The sequence below is a fragment of the Bacillus sp. OTU2372 genome, assembly GCF_038440275.1.
Lineage (GTDB): Bacteria > Bacillota > Bacilli > Bacillales > Cytobacillaceae > Neobacillus > Neobacillus bataviensis_B.
In genome coordinates this window covers 73,479-88,719 of the sequence record NZ_JASATK010000011.1, presented here as the reverse complement: position 1 = coordinate 88,719, position 15,241 = coordinate 73,479, and the positions used below count along the sequence as shown (strand labels likewise).

Below are 15,241 nucleotides of genomic sequence, written 5' to 3'. Positions count from 1 at the left end.
CTAACTCGAATTATATAACAGCAGGAATGGATGTTGTTGCAATTTATAAATATGGGTAATCTATTAATTCTATTAATTGTATTAAAGGAGGGAGGATTGAAGTATTATTGGTAATATGAGGTGATTATGTTGAGTCGGAAGAATTTCATATTAAACTTTATACTTTGGATCCTAGCTTTCTTTTTTGGATACACAATCAAAAAGGAAGGTGCGAATTTGGGTTTAACTAAAATTGGCCCCAGAATGGTAGTAGACCAAAATGGTAATAACATTTCAAATCTTTTTGCAGAAAAGGCGAATAAAAAGAGCAATATCGTGTATGTTACTGATTTAATTAAGAGTAACCCAAACACACCAATCGCCACAGTTATTAATCGGCTTTTCACAGACAATAAAAAAAGCGGAATTAAGGTGATTTTGGATACCGATATTACAATTAATTCTACGATTATTATGCAAAACAACTGCCTCCTTGAGGGTGCTACAAGAAAAACACAAATAAAATTAGCCAATGCCTCAAATTGTGACATGATAAATTGGAATTATTCGACAAGAGCCTCAGTGCGTAACTTAACTATTGATGGAAATAAAACCAACAATACATTAGGAAATGGGATTGTCTGTGGTGGTGACAAAAATAGTAATGGTATTGTCGATAGTTCCTTGATTGAGAATGTAGATATTTGGAATTGTATTGATGATGGATTAAAAGTTTTATACCCTATTTGGGTTATTAATTTTAATAAAATTCGCATAGGCTATTGTGATGGGTATGGCTTGTATAATACTGGAACCGATAACTTTTTCAGTGATATTTATATTATGAGTTGCGGCAAAAAAACAACTAAAGCTGTAGGTATGTGGTTTTATGGATCAAATAATAAATTAAGCAATTCTAAGGTTATATTCAGTGGGTTAGCGAGTGTAGCAAGTTCAGTAGGTGTACAGTTAAGCGGATCAAGTCAACAAATTATGAATTTAGAGGCGCAGGAGAATTTACGTGCTGGAATATATCTTTACTATGTAAACAATTCTAATATAAATGTACTTTCCGATGCTAATGCTGATAAAGTAACTCATTTATCTGGTGTTGGCTATGGTGTCCAACTTTCTGGTTGTACTGATAATATTTTAAACATTAACACTACTAACTTTTGTTATTCACAAGGATATTACCAAGATAAAGAACTAATTATAGGAACTGATAATTTTAGGAATACAATTACTTTTCGGTATGATAAGAATAATGTTAATATACCTCTTCAAGATACAAGTTCTACCCCAGAGGATTATAATGTTATTAATGGATACTCTTTGATACATTATATTAAGTTATCAAAAATAAACAAAGCGAATATTGTAACGCAACCGATTCCGAACGGCAGCACTTATTGGAATTTGAATTCTGGAATAACTGCTTCAGACGGGTTGATTACTGCTTCGGCACAAAAACAAGATATTAGTAAATTAATTACTTTTACAGCAGGGAAGGTTTATCTAGCTAGGATTAACTTTAGCTCTTTAACTGGAGGCTGGTTATTCCGTGCTGAAAATACAACAAACTTTACCTCGCCAACATTATATACGTTCGGTAATTCCATGCATATGATTATTAAACAAACCACTACTGCAAACAGAAACTTTTTGTTTCGTTGCAATTCTTTTTCTGGAGGAACCGCTCAAGTAGATGGCATTGCTTTAATTGATATTACTAATGAGTACAATATCCTTAAAAATTATTTTGGTGATGGTACTATCGGAAGGCTATTATGTACTGATCCAATAACTACAACAGTTAATCTATAAAAGTAGAAACTAAATGATAATCATTTAAAAAATTCCCAAAAATCGTAACGAATACAATAAAGGAATAAAGCATAAATACAAAACATTGATTTAAGCATTATAATGGCTCAACTGCTAAGTTTGATAATTTTGAAATTAAGAATATATAATATTATAAAATTCTATTGAACACAAAAAATTTTATTTCTAATATAGAAAGAAATAAGAAAATTTTTAAAGGCGGTAAAACGATGATAGGAAGAATACTTTCTAGACTTAGAAGTAGAAAAGATTACTGGGGAACGGAATTCAGAAAAATACCTGGAGTAATTGTGGCAGGCAGAAACACCTACGTTAATGGAGAAAAAATAACAATTGATGGTTACGTGTATATAGGACCAAACTGTTATTTTCAAGCTCCAGGCGGAATCACTATTAAACAGGGTGTTTGCATAGGGCCCCATGTAACGATTTTAACGGAGAATCATAGATACGATGCACCGGATCTAATGGCTATCCCGTATGATCTTAAAGACATTAGAAAGCCAGTGATAATTGGAGAAAACGTATGGATTGGTCATGGCGCTCTAATATTACCTGGAGTTACCATTGAAGAAGGTGCGGTAATTGCAGCTGGTGCTGTTGTAACAAAAGATGTTGAACAGTGTTCAATTGTTGGAGGCAATCCAGCAAAACATATCAAATATAGAAACAAGGATGTTTATTTTAAGCTTAAAAGCGAAGGAAAGATACTTCGGAAAATTAAAGATGATTTATTTAAAATGTAATATACACTCGGAGAAAAAGGCAAAGTAAAATTTAATTAACGAGGTATTCTTTCTCAATATCCAAATTAATAGTGAGGAAATTAACCGACATTTGACATTTTATTTAGAGGTTTGGGGAGTAAGTTCAGTTATAGAGCGTATTAAGCTATTTTTAATTTAACATAGTGTAATGTGTAAAATAGAAGAATGAAAAAGAGTTGTGTAATTTGGTAAATACCAAGATTCAAATTTTTCGGGAAAATGAGTTTTGTCTACGGGATTCTCATTTCGAAGTCGGCAATCTTTTTTTTCATATTAATGGAATGATGAAAAGAGTAGTAATTGTAACTGATTTAATCAAAAAATTGAATATTATAACACATAAGAAAGCAGTTGTTGAAATGACGTATTGTGTAATTTGTATTTAGAACAAAGGTCAATAGCTAAATTTATTTTTAGTTACAATAAGTTTTGATTTTTTGGAAATGAATATGGCTTATTTTTCAAGGATGGAATGCTTTTTAAACAATTTTTTAATTAAAGGAGAAGGTAGAAGAACCTTGGCGAGATTTGTCGGATGGTAATTTGAAACTGATAATTTAGAGAATAACCAAAAAAATAGAAAAAGCAGGTGAAGGGTCTTGTTAAACAGCCCATTTCTCTTAAAAAATCAATTATTTTCTGCCTTTACTTTTGGTATTACCTGAATTTAATTCATTGATTTCAGGTAATGGAGGTTCGACTCTTTTGTGCGTATAATTTTCTATTCACTTGCAATGTGAATGATACCAGATTCATCAAATGCTCTACCAAGAAATTCAATATTTGCGCAGGTAAGGATGTTCCAGTGCTGGATTTGGCATATCCCATTGGTACTGATATTAGGAAATCCTGTTCCTTAGCTCCATTTGGTGAACGGCTCCGCTTGTTCCTTCCCGATAAGGTCTGTGCAGAAGTAGGATAGGCAATGGCTGAATTCTGTTCTCTGCTATCGTATTGAGTGTCCAATCTTGTAAAGTTGAACGTGCTACAATTCCTTTCTGATAATTGATTTTAATTTCCCGATTATAAGCTTCTTTTGCATATGAAGTGTATTGATCGGTATTATAGAGCTGTTGGAGTGCTTTAACGGGACATTAGAGCCTGGTTCACAAAGAAACTGATTAACATCATGAGAGACTCATAAACTCTTACCAGAAGTCACTTAAGTCAACTACTTTAAAGAGGAAAGACGGTGCAGAACAAATTGCAGGGCTAATGGATACATTTGGAAATAAGAGCTTGAGCGAGGTAGCGGGAATAGAAGTGGAAGCAGTCGAAGACTATGCTACTACAGTAGGAAAGGCAGGTGGTTTGAAAAGTAAGAATAACTTGCCATTCTCTAATGAATTGAAGTACTTTTAGCAGATGGTTCTTGGTTCTGTTTGCGTCCGTTAGGCACAGAGCCTAAGGCTATATTTTACTTTGGTGTCAAAGACCGTTCAATGGAAATGGTCGATTGCTGAAAGGGTATACCACCTTCTTTCCTTTGTAATTGAGAAGGACTACTAATTTGTACCCTTGTCCTGTTAGGACAAGGGTGTAATTTTATCTGTGAAAATAGGAGACAGGATAATGAATAAAAGAAAATGGTGGGTACTTGGAGCCGTAATTTGGATGCTTACGATCTTTACCTTTACCCAGCTGCCATACTTTACTGGGGAGAATACCTCTAAAGCCGTTCATAAGGTTGTCGTAACAGAACATCAAACGATCCATACACCGAGCGTTGACAATACAGAAGTAGATTCCCTGAACTTAGTCATAAGAAAGGCGACACATATTACCGTATTCGGAATTCTTGCCTTCTTATTGTTTAAGACACTTGAATTTTACCGATTCTCTTATATTATCTCTTGGTTTCTAACTGTACTATATGCTATATCGGATGAGTATCATCAATCTTTTATGCCAGGTAGGGTGTCCTCTCTAAAAGATGTATTCTTGTTTGATTCTGTAGGAGCGTTGCTGGTTCTATTTATTACTTATTTAATAAAGAGAAAGAGACAGATAAAAAACCGTAATTTAAGGCCTAAAGGCGACTGATCCAGACAAAATCATAAGCCAATGATCTAGCTAGATGCTATATCTGCTGATTGGCTTAATTTTGAGTGTAAGCGGTTACTATGCAATACTGTTATTTGGGATTGTTTTTATTTTTCTTTAGAATCCAAAAAGTTGGTCTATTAATTTTTATGTATAGTAAATGAATACCCAAATTAATGAAGAAAACAGAGTGTATTTAAAATCACACTCCGTTATTTCCAGTTCCTTTTAAATTTAAAAACCTCTTGTATATAACCATATACCGATACAGGAGACATAATTAATTGGTAACAAAGAATGAAAAATATGAAGCCTGAGATATTTTTTCTAATTCTTAAGTTTAATCGCTTAAATACAACATTTCTTTGATAGAAATAAAGAATACTATAACTAATAAGTGTTAAGGGCAATACAAGTAATGTCATTGGGCCCACAATCCAGTTATAACCAAAAAAGGCCAAAATAAGTCCCGGAATCCAACATAGAGTATAGGTAAGATCTAAATATGGCATGATCAGATTTATGCCTGTTAAATATTTAACGTAAGCCTGAGGCTGCTTCCAAGGCTTTATTTCGTTCAATCCTTCAATCATGCCTCTTGCCCATCTTGATCGTTGTCGTACAAAGTGAATAAACGTACTTGGAACTTCAGTAAAAGAAACAGCCAATGGCTCAAAATATACTCTCCAATTTTTCTGAAGCAGACGCCATGTTAACACAATATCCTCACCTATGGCATCAGGCCAACCGCCTACTTCTTTTATGCACTTCGTTTTATACAGACTATAAGCTCCTTGGGCTACCAATGTCCCTTGGTACAGGCCTTGAAGTCTCTTAATGGATGCAATCCCTAAGAAGTAGTCCCATTCTTGAATTTTTGTCCATAAATTCTCTCTGCTGTTTTTTGTTAGAACAGATCCTGCAACCGCACATACGTCTTCAGGGCTAGATTTCATGCGTGCAACTAGATACCGGATAGAAGATGGATGTAGGAGAGTATCGGCATCAATTGTAATGACATAAGGAGTCTCTACCAATTCTAACGCGTGATTTAGAGCATTGAATTTTCCAGGTTTCTCTTCATTAAGTAACTCAATTTCAATTGATAATTCCCCTTTAGCTTTTACTACTTCATGATCTGTTTTATCTGTCGAAGCATTATTGATAACAAATACCTTTACTTTTCCTGAATAGTCTTGTTTATCAATATAGTTTAAAGTCTGATAGATTTTGTCTTCCTCGTTATGTGCTGCTATGAGTATGGTAATCTCATCATTCGGATATTCATTCTTAAAGGCAGGTTGGCGATCAAGTAATAAGCTTATGACTAAAAAGGCATTCATATAGCCGGGGATATAGGATATACCCCCAATGATAAGCAAGGCTAGTGGAAACGATAGGATTTTTGCGAGATCTTCTAACCATGGAAGTGCTATATATATAGAAAAACACATCCATATAAAAGCTGCTGTATGACTGATCCAAAACTTTGTTTTTATTGGTATATATTTTCTTTTGAACTCTTTCGGTACTTGGGAGTTAATAGGACTTAATACTGGTTTCATAGAACATTAGCCTTTCTTATAAAATGAAATAGTGATAACGTCCTATATTACCATGATTTTAGTCAGAGGGAACTGAGGATTTAATGTAAAATGAGGATTAAATTGGAAGGGATTTTATTTGTAATACGAAAAGTTTCTTTGGATCATTGTGTATTATTTGTTACACAACTTGATACAATTCTTATTCTTAAGACATACTGATTTTTAGGTGGCTGGTATCGGTGATACAGGGTCAACAATCAATGATGTTCGGTCTTTATATGGATCTATCAAGATCTAATCGTTGAGTTTGTTAATATTAATTGGAGCCAGAGTGACCACTTCAATAGTGAGCCACTTTATTCTGGGTTATTTCCAATTTTGGCGGGAGAATAGGGTATCTTGCCCCGAGGGACAAGATACCCTAATGCACCTACTGCTTTAAAGTTGTGAAGTGCTGAACTTAGCTAGTTATTCGTCTTTTTCATCTCTAAATAAATCATCAATTAAACCCAGGTCTTCTATTTCCTTATAAAGCTCAGATCCATCCATTCCAATGGCTTGTGCGATCTTTTCGAATAAAGGTAGACTTGGCAAGCTCTTTCCTGTTTCTATATTACTGATTGCTTTCCTTGTTTTCTTACAGTTAAATGCCAGCTCATCCTGAGACATTTTTATAGCACGCCTTTTCTGTACTATTAATTCTCCAATGGACGATATTTCATGTTCTTTCAGGGGAAATTCCCCTTTTACCCCAATTACATAATTTGGGAAGGGGGGAGCTCCCAAAAGAGCGATACGGTTATTTTTCATATTATTCTCCTTAAGTTTAAGTAATGGATCTATCCTTTATTTGTTCATTCTTATTCTAATTATCTAGCAGGATTTTTTATTATCCCATTCCAAGATACTGATATAGGACCTTTCAAGAGAGCTGTTAAAGGCTAGCTCCTTTTGTGAAAGATTTTGCTTTTTAGTTAACCGCTGTATTCCACTAATGATTTAAAGTTGTATCTGCCTTCTTTCAACTTGTTAATTTGTCTCTGCATTTCTGATTCATTGAAGTATGAGAGGGGATGAGGATGGTTCTCTCTCTCTCTGGAAATATTCTTCAGTAGAAGAGCGGTTTGGATCTTGTTGATAAAATAGTACTTCTTCAAATCGATAATGATTGAAACACCATTGCTAAGTTCAACTTCAGTCTTGCAGCCGCGGGTCTTGGTTTTGACAATATGATCAGGATTAAACCAAACACAATCTTCCTTTTTGGGGGATTTATATGGAAAAAGACAAATGCCCTTATATGGGTTGACAAGGATAGGGCACATATTGATATTGCCAAGTATGTTTTTTGTACCTTTTATAACTCCTTTTAAATCGAAGCCTATGTATTTCAATGTGTCATCCATTACCTGTATTGGCGTTCTGTTTACTAAGAGTGTTTGCCCGCCGACCATGATTCTCGCACAAAACTTCCCTTCGTTGTTATATTCACCTGTCATTAAAATGACGTCCTCATCCAATAAATAAAACTGATCAATAATCATAAAACATCTCCCGATTTGTTTTTTTGAACTACTTAAATTAGATTAGCGCGAACATTTTTGTGAGCAACTAAGTTGAGGTTTACTAGATTTGTGCTTGAACTTCACCTCTTTTGCTGCAGGTTCTTTACCTGGTTATAATAGGTGCATTCGCCAATTCGATTTGTAAACATGGGAGCGATTTCCTCTAACATTATTTAATTATAATTAGGACTTTTTAACCATGTACTAAAGTGCACAAAATTCGTCAAAGTTTGACATATTTGTTACAAAAATTGGGGAATCATGGGGACGGTTCTCTTGCTTCTCTTTACTTATTGCTCTTTCTTAATTCATTACGGCTTCATTCGATCGGGCAGATTTTGTATCGATTGGACCACGAGATCTAACTTCGACTCAATCCGGTAAAGCAGATAAAGGGTCACCACGATGGGGAATCCTACTTCGCTAATGAATGGTATGATTTGTTCCACGAGTCTTCACTCCTTTCACCTAGAGGTATAGTCCTGAAACAGGAGAACCGTCACTCACACTTTAAAAAAAGGCCGGGTTCATGTGAATCCGGCCTCGCTGTTTTTATGCAAGTTCATAGTCAGTTACATTGCGGTCGATGACTCTGGCGCCTTTTGCGGAGACAAGCTTGCCGCTGCCTGTAGTAAATATGTTAGCTGCAATAATCTGCGCCATGGAGAGTTTCACCACATCTTCATCCACTGGCTCCTTTGGATTGTCGATTGTGATTTTCGCAGATTTTCCAAACTCGGTGTCAAATTGCAATTCTAAAGTTTTAGCCATTTATTTTCACCTCCTATCATTGGATTTTTATTGAACATTAACCGATAATCTCAGAGCTGTCATTGCGTTCCACTTTGTTTAGGTCGCCATTGCATAAGACGGAAATTGCTTGAGCTGCTTGGAACAGCTGGTCAGCTGTTGCCGCCTTCGTTACATTGCTAAACGTTTTAGACTTCAAAATTGGATTTCCTTCGTTATCGATGCCTGCTTGAAATACCAACCGAAGCTTTGTTGTTTCTAGTAATCCTTGCGCCATCTTCGATCACCTCCTTTCGTCTTATATATATAGTTTGAGAGACTAAAAGGACAGGTAGGTCGAAAATATTATTTCTTAGTTTGCTAATGTAAAAGCTAGATTTATTGATGAGGTAGTCTTTCAAATAATTAATAACACCAACCTCTAATTTGTTATTGGAGGTAGTAAAGTGAACACCTGTAAGGCATACGTGGAGAGGGAAGTCTCCACCTATGCCTTTTTGACCTATGGTGAAGGTAGCCAGGAAATGAAGGATGGAGGAGGAGGCATAAAGTTTCGAGTTTTTAATGATAGTTTAATTATGGTAAGGTTTATAATAGAAAATCAAAAATAAACGATACGGAAAGGAAATGGGATATGCGTTTACAGGGAAAGAAAATTATCAGCTTGGTTCATCATGAATTTGAGGATTTAGAACTTTGGTACCCGATTTTAAGGCTTAAAGAAGAGGGGGCAGTTGTCCATTTAGCAGGAGAACTTGCTAACGAAACCTATATTGGTAAATATGGTGTACCCGCTAAGTCCGAATTTGCTTATGCTGATGTGAAGGCTGAGGACTATGATGCCATACTAGTTCCTGGGGGATGGGCTCCTGATAAAATCCGCCGTTTTCCTGAGGTCCTTAGTCTACTTCAGGATATGAATGCCAGCGAAAAACCGATCGGTCAAATTTGCCATGCAGGGTGGGTCCTCATTTCTGCAAAAATTCTGGAGGGTAAAAAAGTAACCAGTACACCTGGTATTAAGGATGATATGGAAAATGCAGGAGCCATTTGGTATGACGAGCCTGTCGTCACTGACGGCCACATTGTTTCTAGTCGCCGCCCGCCTGATCTGCCTGACTATTTGCGGGAATTTATTTCTGTATTAGAACGAAAATAAAATTGTGTGTCACACTGGGAAAATCAGTGAGAATAAACTGTTCATTTAAATGGACAGTTTATTTTGATTAAGTCCCTACCAGATTAACTTCTGATGCCTCCAACACTTCTCGACATTTTTTTCCTGCTTCGGGATTCAACAATCCACTATTTAAATGGAATGAAGCTGTTTTTAATTAAACGTTTGATCAATGGTGAAAAAGCTAAAATTTAGTCGGAAAGTGGGGGGAGTGTAGAAATTACTCATTTTCTAGGAAATAATTGCTTGTTTACTAAAAAAAGAATTGTAAATGTAGACAATCTTTTTGTTAAAGGTTGAATGAAAACTCTTTTATAGCGGGGGTTACAGGCGATTTTATCAAACGTTTGATTAGGAATAGCCTTGAACGAATCTTGACGAAATTAGGAAGCACTCATCGTTAATCAAAGAAGGTACTCAGGCTCGTTTATAAAGTTTTAAGTAATGACAGCTATCCTTAATTTATACATTAGTCCAATAGTAAAACTTTAGGTATAAGGGTTAAGGTGATTAGAAGGATGTACTTTCCTCTTTCATCTCTTAAAATACATAGTAGGAGGTAGAGCAGCCTGTTTTTGCCTCAATATTGAATGCGTTTGACGTATAGTGGAATTCAAAAAATGCTATCTTTCGAAAAAAGGAAAATGTAGAAGTATAATAGAAACATGTAGTTTAAATTAGGAGGGTTGATAGAGTTGGGGGAATTTCTAGATTTTTCATATGAGAATTTTAGGTACAAACTTTATGTTCCGAGCGAATATCAAGAAGACAAAGATACACCGTTGATGGTAATGCTTCATGGATGTGAACAATCTCCGGATGATTTTGCTGCTGGAACAAATATGAATGAGCTTGCTGAAAAAGAAAACTTTCTCGTACTCTATCCTGACATGAATCACCTGTTTAATCCTATGGATCCGGCTGGTTATAACCTATTTGGATGCTGGAACTGGTTTTTAGATAAAAATCAGCACCGTGGAGAGGGACATCCCAGGTTAATTAATGCAATCATTAATCAGGTTAAAAGTAGATACCGCATCGATTCAGGTAAGGTGTACGCAGCGGGATTATCTGCAGGTGCGGCACTCGCTTGCATTCTTGGAGTTACCTATCCAGATGTATTTAGCGGTATCGGAGTGTGTTCGGGACTTCCCTATGATGCTGCTAATGTATTTTTTCTAACCGATCCAATGGCTAAGGCAGCTACAGAAAGCATGCAAAAAGGCGTTTCGGACCCCTATGCATGCGGAAACAATGCTTTTCAGGAAATGGGTAAGTTCAAGAAGAAAATGCCTGTCATTGTTTTCCATGGCATCTGCGATACGATTGTACATCCCATTAATGGACAGCAGGTTATCATACAGTGGGCACAAACTAATTTTCTTGTAGAAGGTGGTATAGGAAGAGCTGATATTACACCTTTCGAGGTCAAATCAGACCTTATCAATGGAAGAAGTTGCACTAAACATGCATACGGAGATAGGGGCGGAGAACTTTTAATGGAACTATGGATGATCGATCAAATGGGGCACGCGTGGTCTGGTGGGAGCTCAAATGGTTCTTATACAGATCCATCAGGCCCCAATGCAACAGAAATCATTTGGAATTTCTTCACCAGTCACGAGCAGCCCCATGTTGAAAATCTGGTCGAAGCACCTAAAAAGAACTTTTTTCTTCGTCTATTTACGAAGCTTTTTAAGAAAAGAGGATAAAACTATTTATTAGGAATAATTAATAGTAACTTCTAAAATACGTTTGTAAGCACTAATATAAAGGCTAGGGTCAGGGTCTTGAGGAATTTCACTTCTTCTTTTATCAATTCTTTATTCCATTAATCTACTTCGATAGTGTATATTTCATAAACTATGTAACGGTATGTAGGCTTTTGGAAGCATGGGGACGGTTCTCATGCTTCTTTTTAACAGGCTTTACTGAAGGCTTCCGAAAGTGGAAGCGTTATTGCTAGTCCATTCGAACCTTACTTGTGCCTTCTGATTAAAGCTCTTCGTCCTTTCGTTATTACATGGATTGAACCACTTGGTATCAACAAGTTTGCGGATTTATCAAAGGATACACAGATTTTTTGTACCTAAGCAGATGTTTCTATTAAGGGAGAAAAAAATGAAAGCTGGGGATATTGTAATAGAGAGGGAATACGAAAATTGATTTCCGAATTTCTCTAATCTATTTAAGACTTCATCTTTAATTCCACTTTTAAGACCTTCATACCTATTTTCTATTGAAATAGAAAGATATAATCGTTTTATAATAAAAGATAGATTAATCATAACTAGAATGGGGAAGATAATTAGATGTTTAAAAAGGGATTTGCCATCTTTGTTGCCATGCTTCTTTTACTTTCAGGATTTCTTGTAGCTAAACCGGTAGCTGCAGCAAGCGTAACAAAATATGTAACAGCAACTGCATTGAATGTCAGAACGGGTCCGGGAACGACCTACAAAATTGTAACAACCGTTAAGCAAAATCAAGCTGTGACTGTTTCACAAACGAAAGGGTCATGGGATCAAGTAACTGTTGCTGGTAAAACAGGTTGGGCATCCAATCAATATCTAACCACTAAAAATTTGGCGGAAAGGTTAAAGACAGTAGGAAGCAACAAACAGTTAATTCTTGTGACTTCTAATGGTTACAATACCTCAAATGCTGAAATTCGTACCTTTGAGAGAAATTCCCAAGGGAAATGGGTTCCTGTTTTAACCACCACAGGCCATATTGGTAAGTATGGATTTGCCACCGCTGCAAGTATGCGTGAAGGCGGTAAAAAGTCTCCAATTGGGAAGTATTCAATTGGAACCGCATTTGGACGTTATGGAAATCCAGGAACTAAAATGCCTTATCGAAAAATCACAAGCGATGATGTTTGGGTGGATGATCCGACTTCAAAACTTTACAACACTTGGCAATCAAGAAGTAAAACTCAAGGTCAATGGAAGAGTGCTGAAAACATGAATATCGCAGCTTATACCTATGGTTTCGTTATCAACTACAATACACAACGAACTCCGTATAAAGGTAGTGCGATCTTCTTCCACATTGGAAGTGGCTATACGCTGGGATGTACCGCAACGTCTCAAACGAATGTTGTCAGCATCCTGAAATGGTTGGATCCTAAAAAGAATCCAGTCATCATTCAAACTCCGCTTCAGGAGCTAAACAAATACTGATTCTCCAGAGAGTAATTTTTAACGGGTTTACTTACGAGTACAAAACGTTAAAAAGTAAGTAAAATCACTCTTTTCAGGGAAATCCAAAATTAAATTTGTCCTTCATATCCAGATGAAGGACATTTTTCTTTTTTCAAAGAACAGGACGAGCTAAGGTTATTGACGACCGACCACAGTTACAAAGAACAGGCTGGGTAGTCAATTGGGGTTATTGACTACCGAACTCCGTTTCCAAAGACAGGTTGGGTAGACAATCAGGGCTATTGACGACTGAACTCCGTTACAAAGACCAGGTTGGGTAGACAATCAGGGTTATTGACGACCGAACACCGTTTCAAGGATCAGGTTGGGTAGTCAACCAGCGTTATCTACGACTATAACGTTTCCGCCAGACTCATTGATTTTCTCCTGCCGTAAGGTCGGGTTTTCAAATCCACTTGGAGTATCTCTTCCGGTAGAAAACGCTTTGGTAGATTCGCTATGCTTGGGTACAGGCTTTTGGTTCATATGATAAGAATCAATTTCCTCAACAGTCAGTAAGGATTCATTTTCCCAGTTTTTAAGAATCACAATAACATAACTCAGTCTGCGCTTGTTATTGGCACATGCAATGTTCATCGCTTTCAGTATCACATCTTTTGGCTGAAGGAAACTAGAATCATACAACCAAGATAACAGCTGCTGTTTGGCACTGACGTTCGTAAAACCAAATCCGTTGTAACCCCAAAACTCAATGATTTCTTTTTCATCATCTGTATTTTGATGATCCACTACGAAGGGATTATTCTCTATATTTGGCTGAAGAACTTCTTGTTGTTGTTTTTCTTTTTCTTCTTCTTTTTCTTTTTGTCCACGCATCGTATAGCGATACGTCAGCGTATCGTCATGCGCTCCATATAGAGGATTTAGATATGTATCATTTTCATCTTGCTCGCTAGCTTCATTGTCGAAAACCATCTCTTCTTGTTCACAGAAAGATTCATATAGGCTGCGAATTTCCTGTTTTTGAATGGGGTCCAAAACATATCGAATCAGTGAGAGATCTTCTACCTCCTTTAACTCGGAAAAAATACAATCCATCACCGGTTTTCCGCCTTTTTGCAGGTTATCTTTCCCCCAGTTTTTAATCGCAAGTTCTCTTGTTTCAGGATTGTAACGAATCAACTTGTGATGCTGGATAAATCGTTCCATTAACGCATAAACACTTTCAATTGAATAACCGAGATCAAATGCCATTTGTTTTTTCGTAATCTTATAGATTCCAATTTGAGTTGTATTAGGATTTGTAAGTAGATAGAGGTAAAAAAACTTGTCCTCTGGAGTAAATTTCTCAATAACGATCGGATTTTCCCAAAAATCTGTATGTATTATTCTATATCTCGCCATCCTCAACCACTGCCTTTCTTCTTAAGAGTATAGTTTCGAAGCGTAAGAACCGTCCCCGCGCTTCCAAAAAGGCCGGGTTCAAGAGAACCCAGCCTTGCTGTTATTATGCTAGTTCATAGTCAGTTACATTGCGGTCGATGACTCTGGCGCCTTTGGCAGCAGCAAGCTTGCCACTTCCTGTAGTAAATACGTTAGCTGCAATAATCTGGGCCATGGAGAGTTTTACCACTGCTTCGTCTACTGGCTCCTTTGGATTGTCTACTGTGATTTTCGCAGTTTTTCCAAACTCGGTGTCAAATTGCAATTCTAATGTTTTAGCCATTTATTTTCACCTCCCATCATTGGATTTTTATTGAACATTAACCGATAATCTCAGAGCTGTCATTACGTTCCACTTTGTTTAAGTCGCTGTTGCATAAAACTGAGATTGCTTGAGCTGCTTGAAACAGCTGGTCAGCTGTTGCCGCTTTCGTTACATTGCTAAACGTTTTAGACTTCAAAATTGGATTTCCTTCGTTATCGATGCCCGATTGAAATACCAACCGAAGCTTTGTGGTTTCTAGTAATCCTTGTGCCATCTTCGATCACCTCCTTTCGTCTTATATATATAGTTTGAGAGGATAAAAGGACAGGTAGGTCGAAAATATTTTGGCCAAGTCGAACTTCGCTTAAGACCACGGCGAGTGCTTTATCGGTCAAAATAGGATGTGAATGAATCTCAAACAAGTTGTACAGCCATTTCTTTCAAAATACTCTTTGAACAAATTTAATACTGAAAGAGGGAAGGAAAATGAGTGATGAACATAGTTTTTTACCACCTGATATTACTTCTATGCTAAGGATTAACGGAATCCGGACGGGGGGTGAGGGAGGACCTGTATTTACTAGGGTTCCTTTAAAAATAGTGGACAGCACTCGACATTTATTTCATGCATTTGGGGTATCAAATTCAGAAATGACGTGGATAAGATTGTTTTTAAACAAATGTTTGATT

15 protein-coding genes and 1 pseudogene are annotated in these 15,241 nt (G+C 36.5%); 7 read left to right on the top strand and 9 right to left on the bottom strand.

The window, feature by feature from the left end; genetic code table 11:
- The first annotated feature begins 216 nt into the window (after positions 1–216).
- The 4 genes and pseudogenes from AAHB15_RS17780 (at position 217) to AAHB15_RS17765 (ending at position 4,637) form a co-directional block, all read left to right on the top strand.
- The gene (locus AAHB15_RS17780; protein WP_342042976.1) at positions 217–1,806 is read left to right on the top strand and encodes a hypothetical protein; all 1,590 of its coding nucleotides are present in this window, start codon (positions 217–219) and stop codon (positions 1,804–1,806) included.
- A 530-nt stretch (positions 1,807–2,336) separates the two neighbouring features.
- Positions 2,337–2,507 (top strand): annotated as a pseudogene (locus tag AAHB15_RS30250) (DapH/DapD/GlmU-related protein); the annotation flags it as partial.
- A gap of 1,302 nt (positions 2,508–3,809) precedes the next feature.
- Complete coding sequence (locus AAHB15_RS17770) at positions 3,810–3,956, top strand: hypothetical protein (RefSeq protein WP_342042974.1); 147 nt, start codon at positions 3,810–3,812, stop codon at positions 3,954–3,956.
- Between the two features lie 210 nt (positions 3,957–4,166).
- Positions 4,167–4,637, top strand: coding sequence for a VanZ family protein (locus AAHB15_RS17765; protein ID WP_342042973.1), 471 nt, complete (start codon positions 4,167–4,169; stop codon positions 4,635–4,637).
- A 212-nt stretch (positions 4,638–4,849) separates the two neighbouring features.
- Here the strand turns inward: AAHB15_RS17765 and AAHB15_RS17760 are convergent, their stop codons facing one another.
- The 6 genes from AAHB15_RS17760 to AAHB15_RS17735 form a co-directional block, all read right to left on the bottom strand.
- Positions 4,850–6,202, bottom strand: a complete 1,353-nt coding sequence (locus AAHB15_RS17760) for a glycosyltransferase family 2 protein (RefSeq protein WP_342042972.1) — start codon at positions 6,200–6,202, stop codon at positions 4,850–4,852.
- A gap of 450 nt (positions 6,203–6,652) precedes the next feature.
- Positions 6,653–6,994: a helix-turn-helix domain-containing protein gene (locus tag AAHB15_RS17755; RefSeq protein ID WP_342042971.1), complete on the bottom strand. Its 342-nt coding sequence runs from the start codon at positions 6,992–6,994 to the stop codon at positions 6,653–6,655.
- A gap of 164 nt (positions 6,995–7,158) precedes the next feature.
- Entirely contained in the window at positions 7,159–7,728 is a 570-nt protein-coding gene (locus tag AAHB15_RS17750) for a competence protein ComK (protein ID WP_342042970.1), read from the bottom strand.
- A 332-nt stretch (positions 7,729–8,060) separates the two neighbouring features.
- Positions 8,061–8,198 (bottom strand): YvrJ family protein, encoded by a 138-nt coding sequence (locus AAHB15_RS17745; protein WP_098996039.1) that lies wholly within the window; start codon positions 8,196–8,198, stop codon positions 8,061–8,063.
- A gap of 103 nt (positions 8,199–8,301) precedes the next feature.
- Positions 8,302–8,520 carry a DUF2922 domain-containing protein gene (locus tag AAHB15_RS17740; protein WP_342042969.1) on the bottom strand — a complete coding sequence of 73 codons (219 nt, stop codon included), beginning with the start codon at positions 8,518–8,520 and terminating at the stop codon, positions 8,302–8,304.
- Between the two features lie 37 nt (positions 8,521–8,557).
- The gene (locus AAHB15_RS17735; protein ID WP_098996041.1) at positions 8,558–8,776 is read right to left on the bottom strand and encodes a DUF1659 domain-containing protein; all 219 of its coding nucleotides are present in this window, start codon (positions 8,774–8,776) and stop codon (positions 8,558–8,560) included.
- Positions 8,777–9,133: 357 nt separating this feature from the next.
- On the opposite strand from AAHB15_RS17735, the gene AAHB15_RS17730 reads away from it, so the two are divergent.
- The 3 genes from AAHB15_RS17730 to AAHB15_RS17720 all read left to right on the top strand — a co-directional run bounded on the left by AAHB15_RS17730 (position 9,134) and on the right by AAHB15_RS17720 (position 12,861).
- On the top strand, positions 9,134–9,658 hold the full coding sequence (locus tag AAHB15_RS17730) for a type 1 glutamine amidotransferase domain-containing protein (protein ID WP_251571366.1): 525 nt from the start codon (positions 9,134–9,136) through the stop codon (positions 9,656–9,658).
- 713 nt (positions 9,659–10,371) lie between these two features.
- Positions 10,372–11,388, top strand: coding sequence for an extracellular catalytic domain type 1 short-chain-length polyhydroxyalkanoate depolymerase (locus tag AAHB15_RS17725; protein ID WP_342042968.1), 1,017 nt, complete (start codon positions 10,372–10,374; stop codon positions 11,386–11,388).
- 600 nt (positions 11,389–11,988) lie between these two features.
- Complete coding sequence (locus AAHB15_RS17720; RefSeq protein WP_335572052.1) at positions 11,989–12,861, top strand: SH3 domain-containing protein; 873 nt, start codon at positions 11,989–11,991, stop codon at positions 12,859–12,861.
- A 354-nt stretch (positions 12,862–13,215) separates the two neighbouring features.
- On the opposite strand, the gene AAHB15_RS17715 is transcribed toward AAHB15_RS17720, so the two are convergent.
- The 3 genes from AAHB15_RS17715 to AAHB15_RS17705 all read right to left on the bottom strand — a co-directional run bounded on the left by AAHB15_RS17715 (position 13,216) and on the right by AAHB15_RS17705 (position 14,825).
- The gene (locus AAHB15_RS17715; RefSeq protein ID WP_342042967.1) at positions 13,216–14,247 is read right to left on the bottom strand and encodes a DnaD domain protein; all 1,032 of its coding nucleotides are present in this window, start codon (positions 14,245–14,247) and stop codon (positions 13,216–13,218) included.
- A 103-nt stretch (positions 14,248–14,350) separates the two neighbouring features.
- A complete protein-coding gene (locus AAHB15_RS17710; protein WP_342042966.1) occupies positions 14,351–14,569 on the bottom strand; it encodes a DUF2922 domain-containing protein in 219 nt (72 codons plus the stop codon).
- Between the two features lie 37 nt (positions 14,570–14,606).
- A complete protein-coding gene (locus tag AAHB15_RS17705; protein WP_342042965.1) occupies positions 14,607–14,825 on the bottom strand; it encodes a DUF1659 domain-containing protein in 219 nt (72 codons plus the stop codon).
- Positions 14,826–15,241 lie beyond the last annotated feature (416 nt).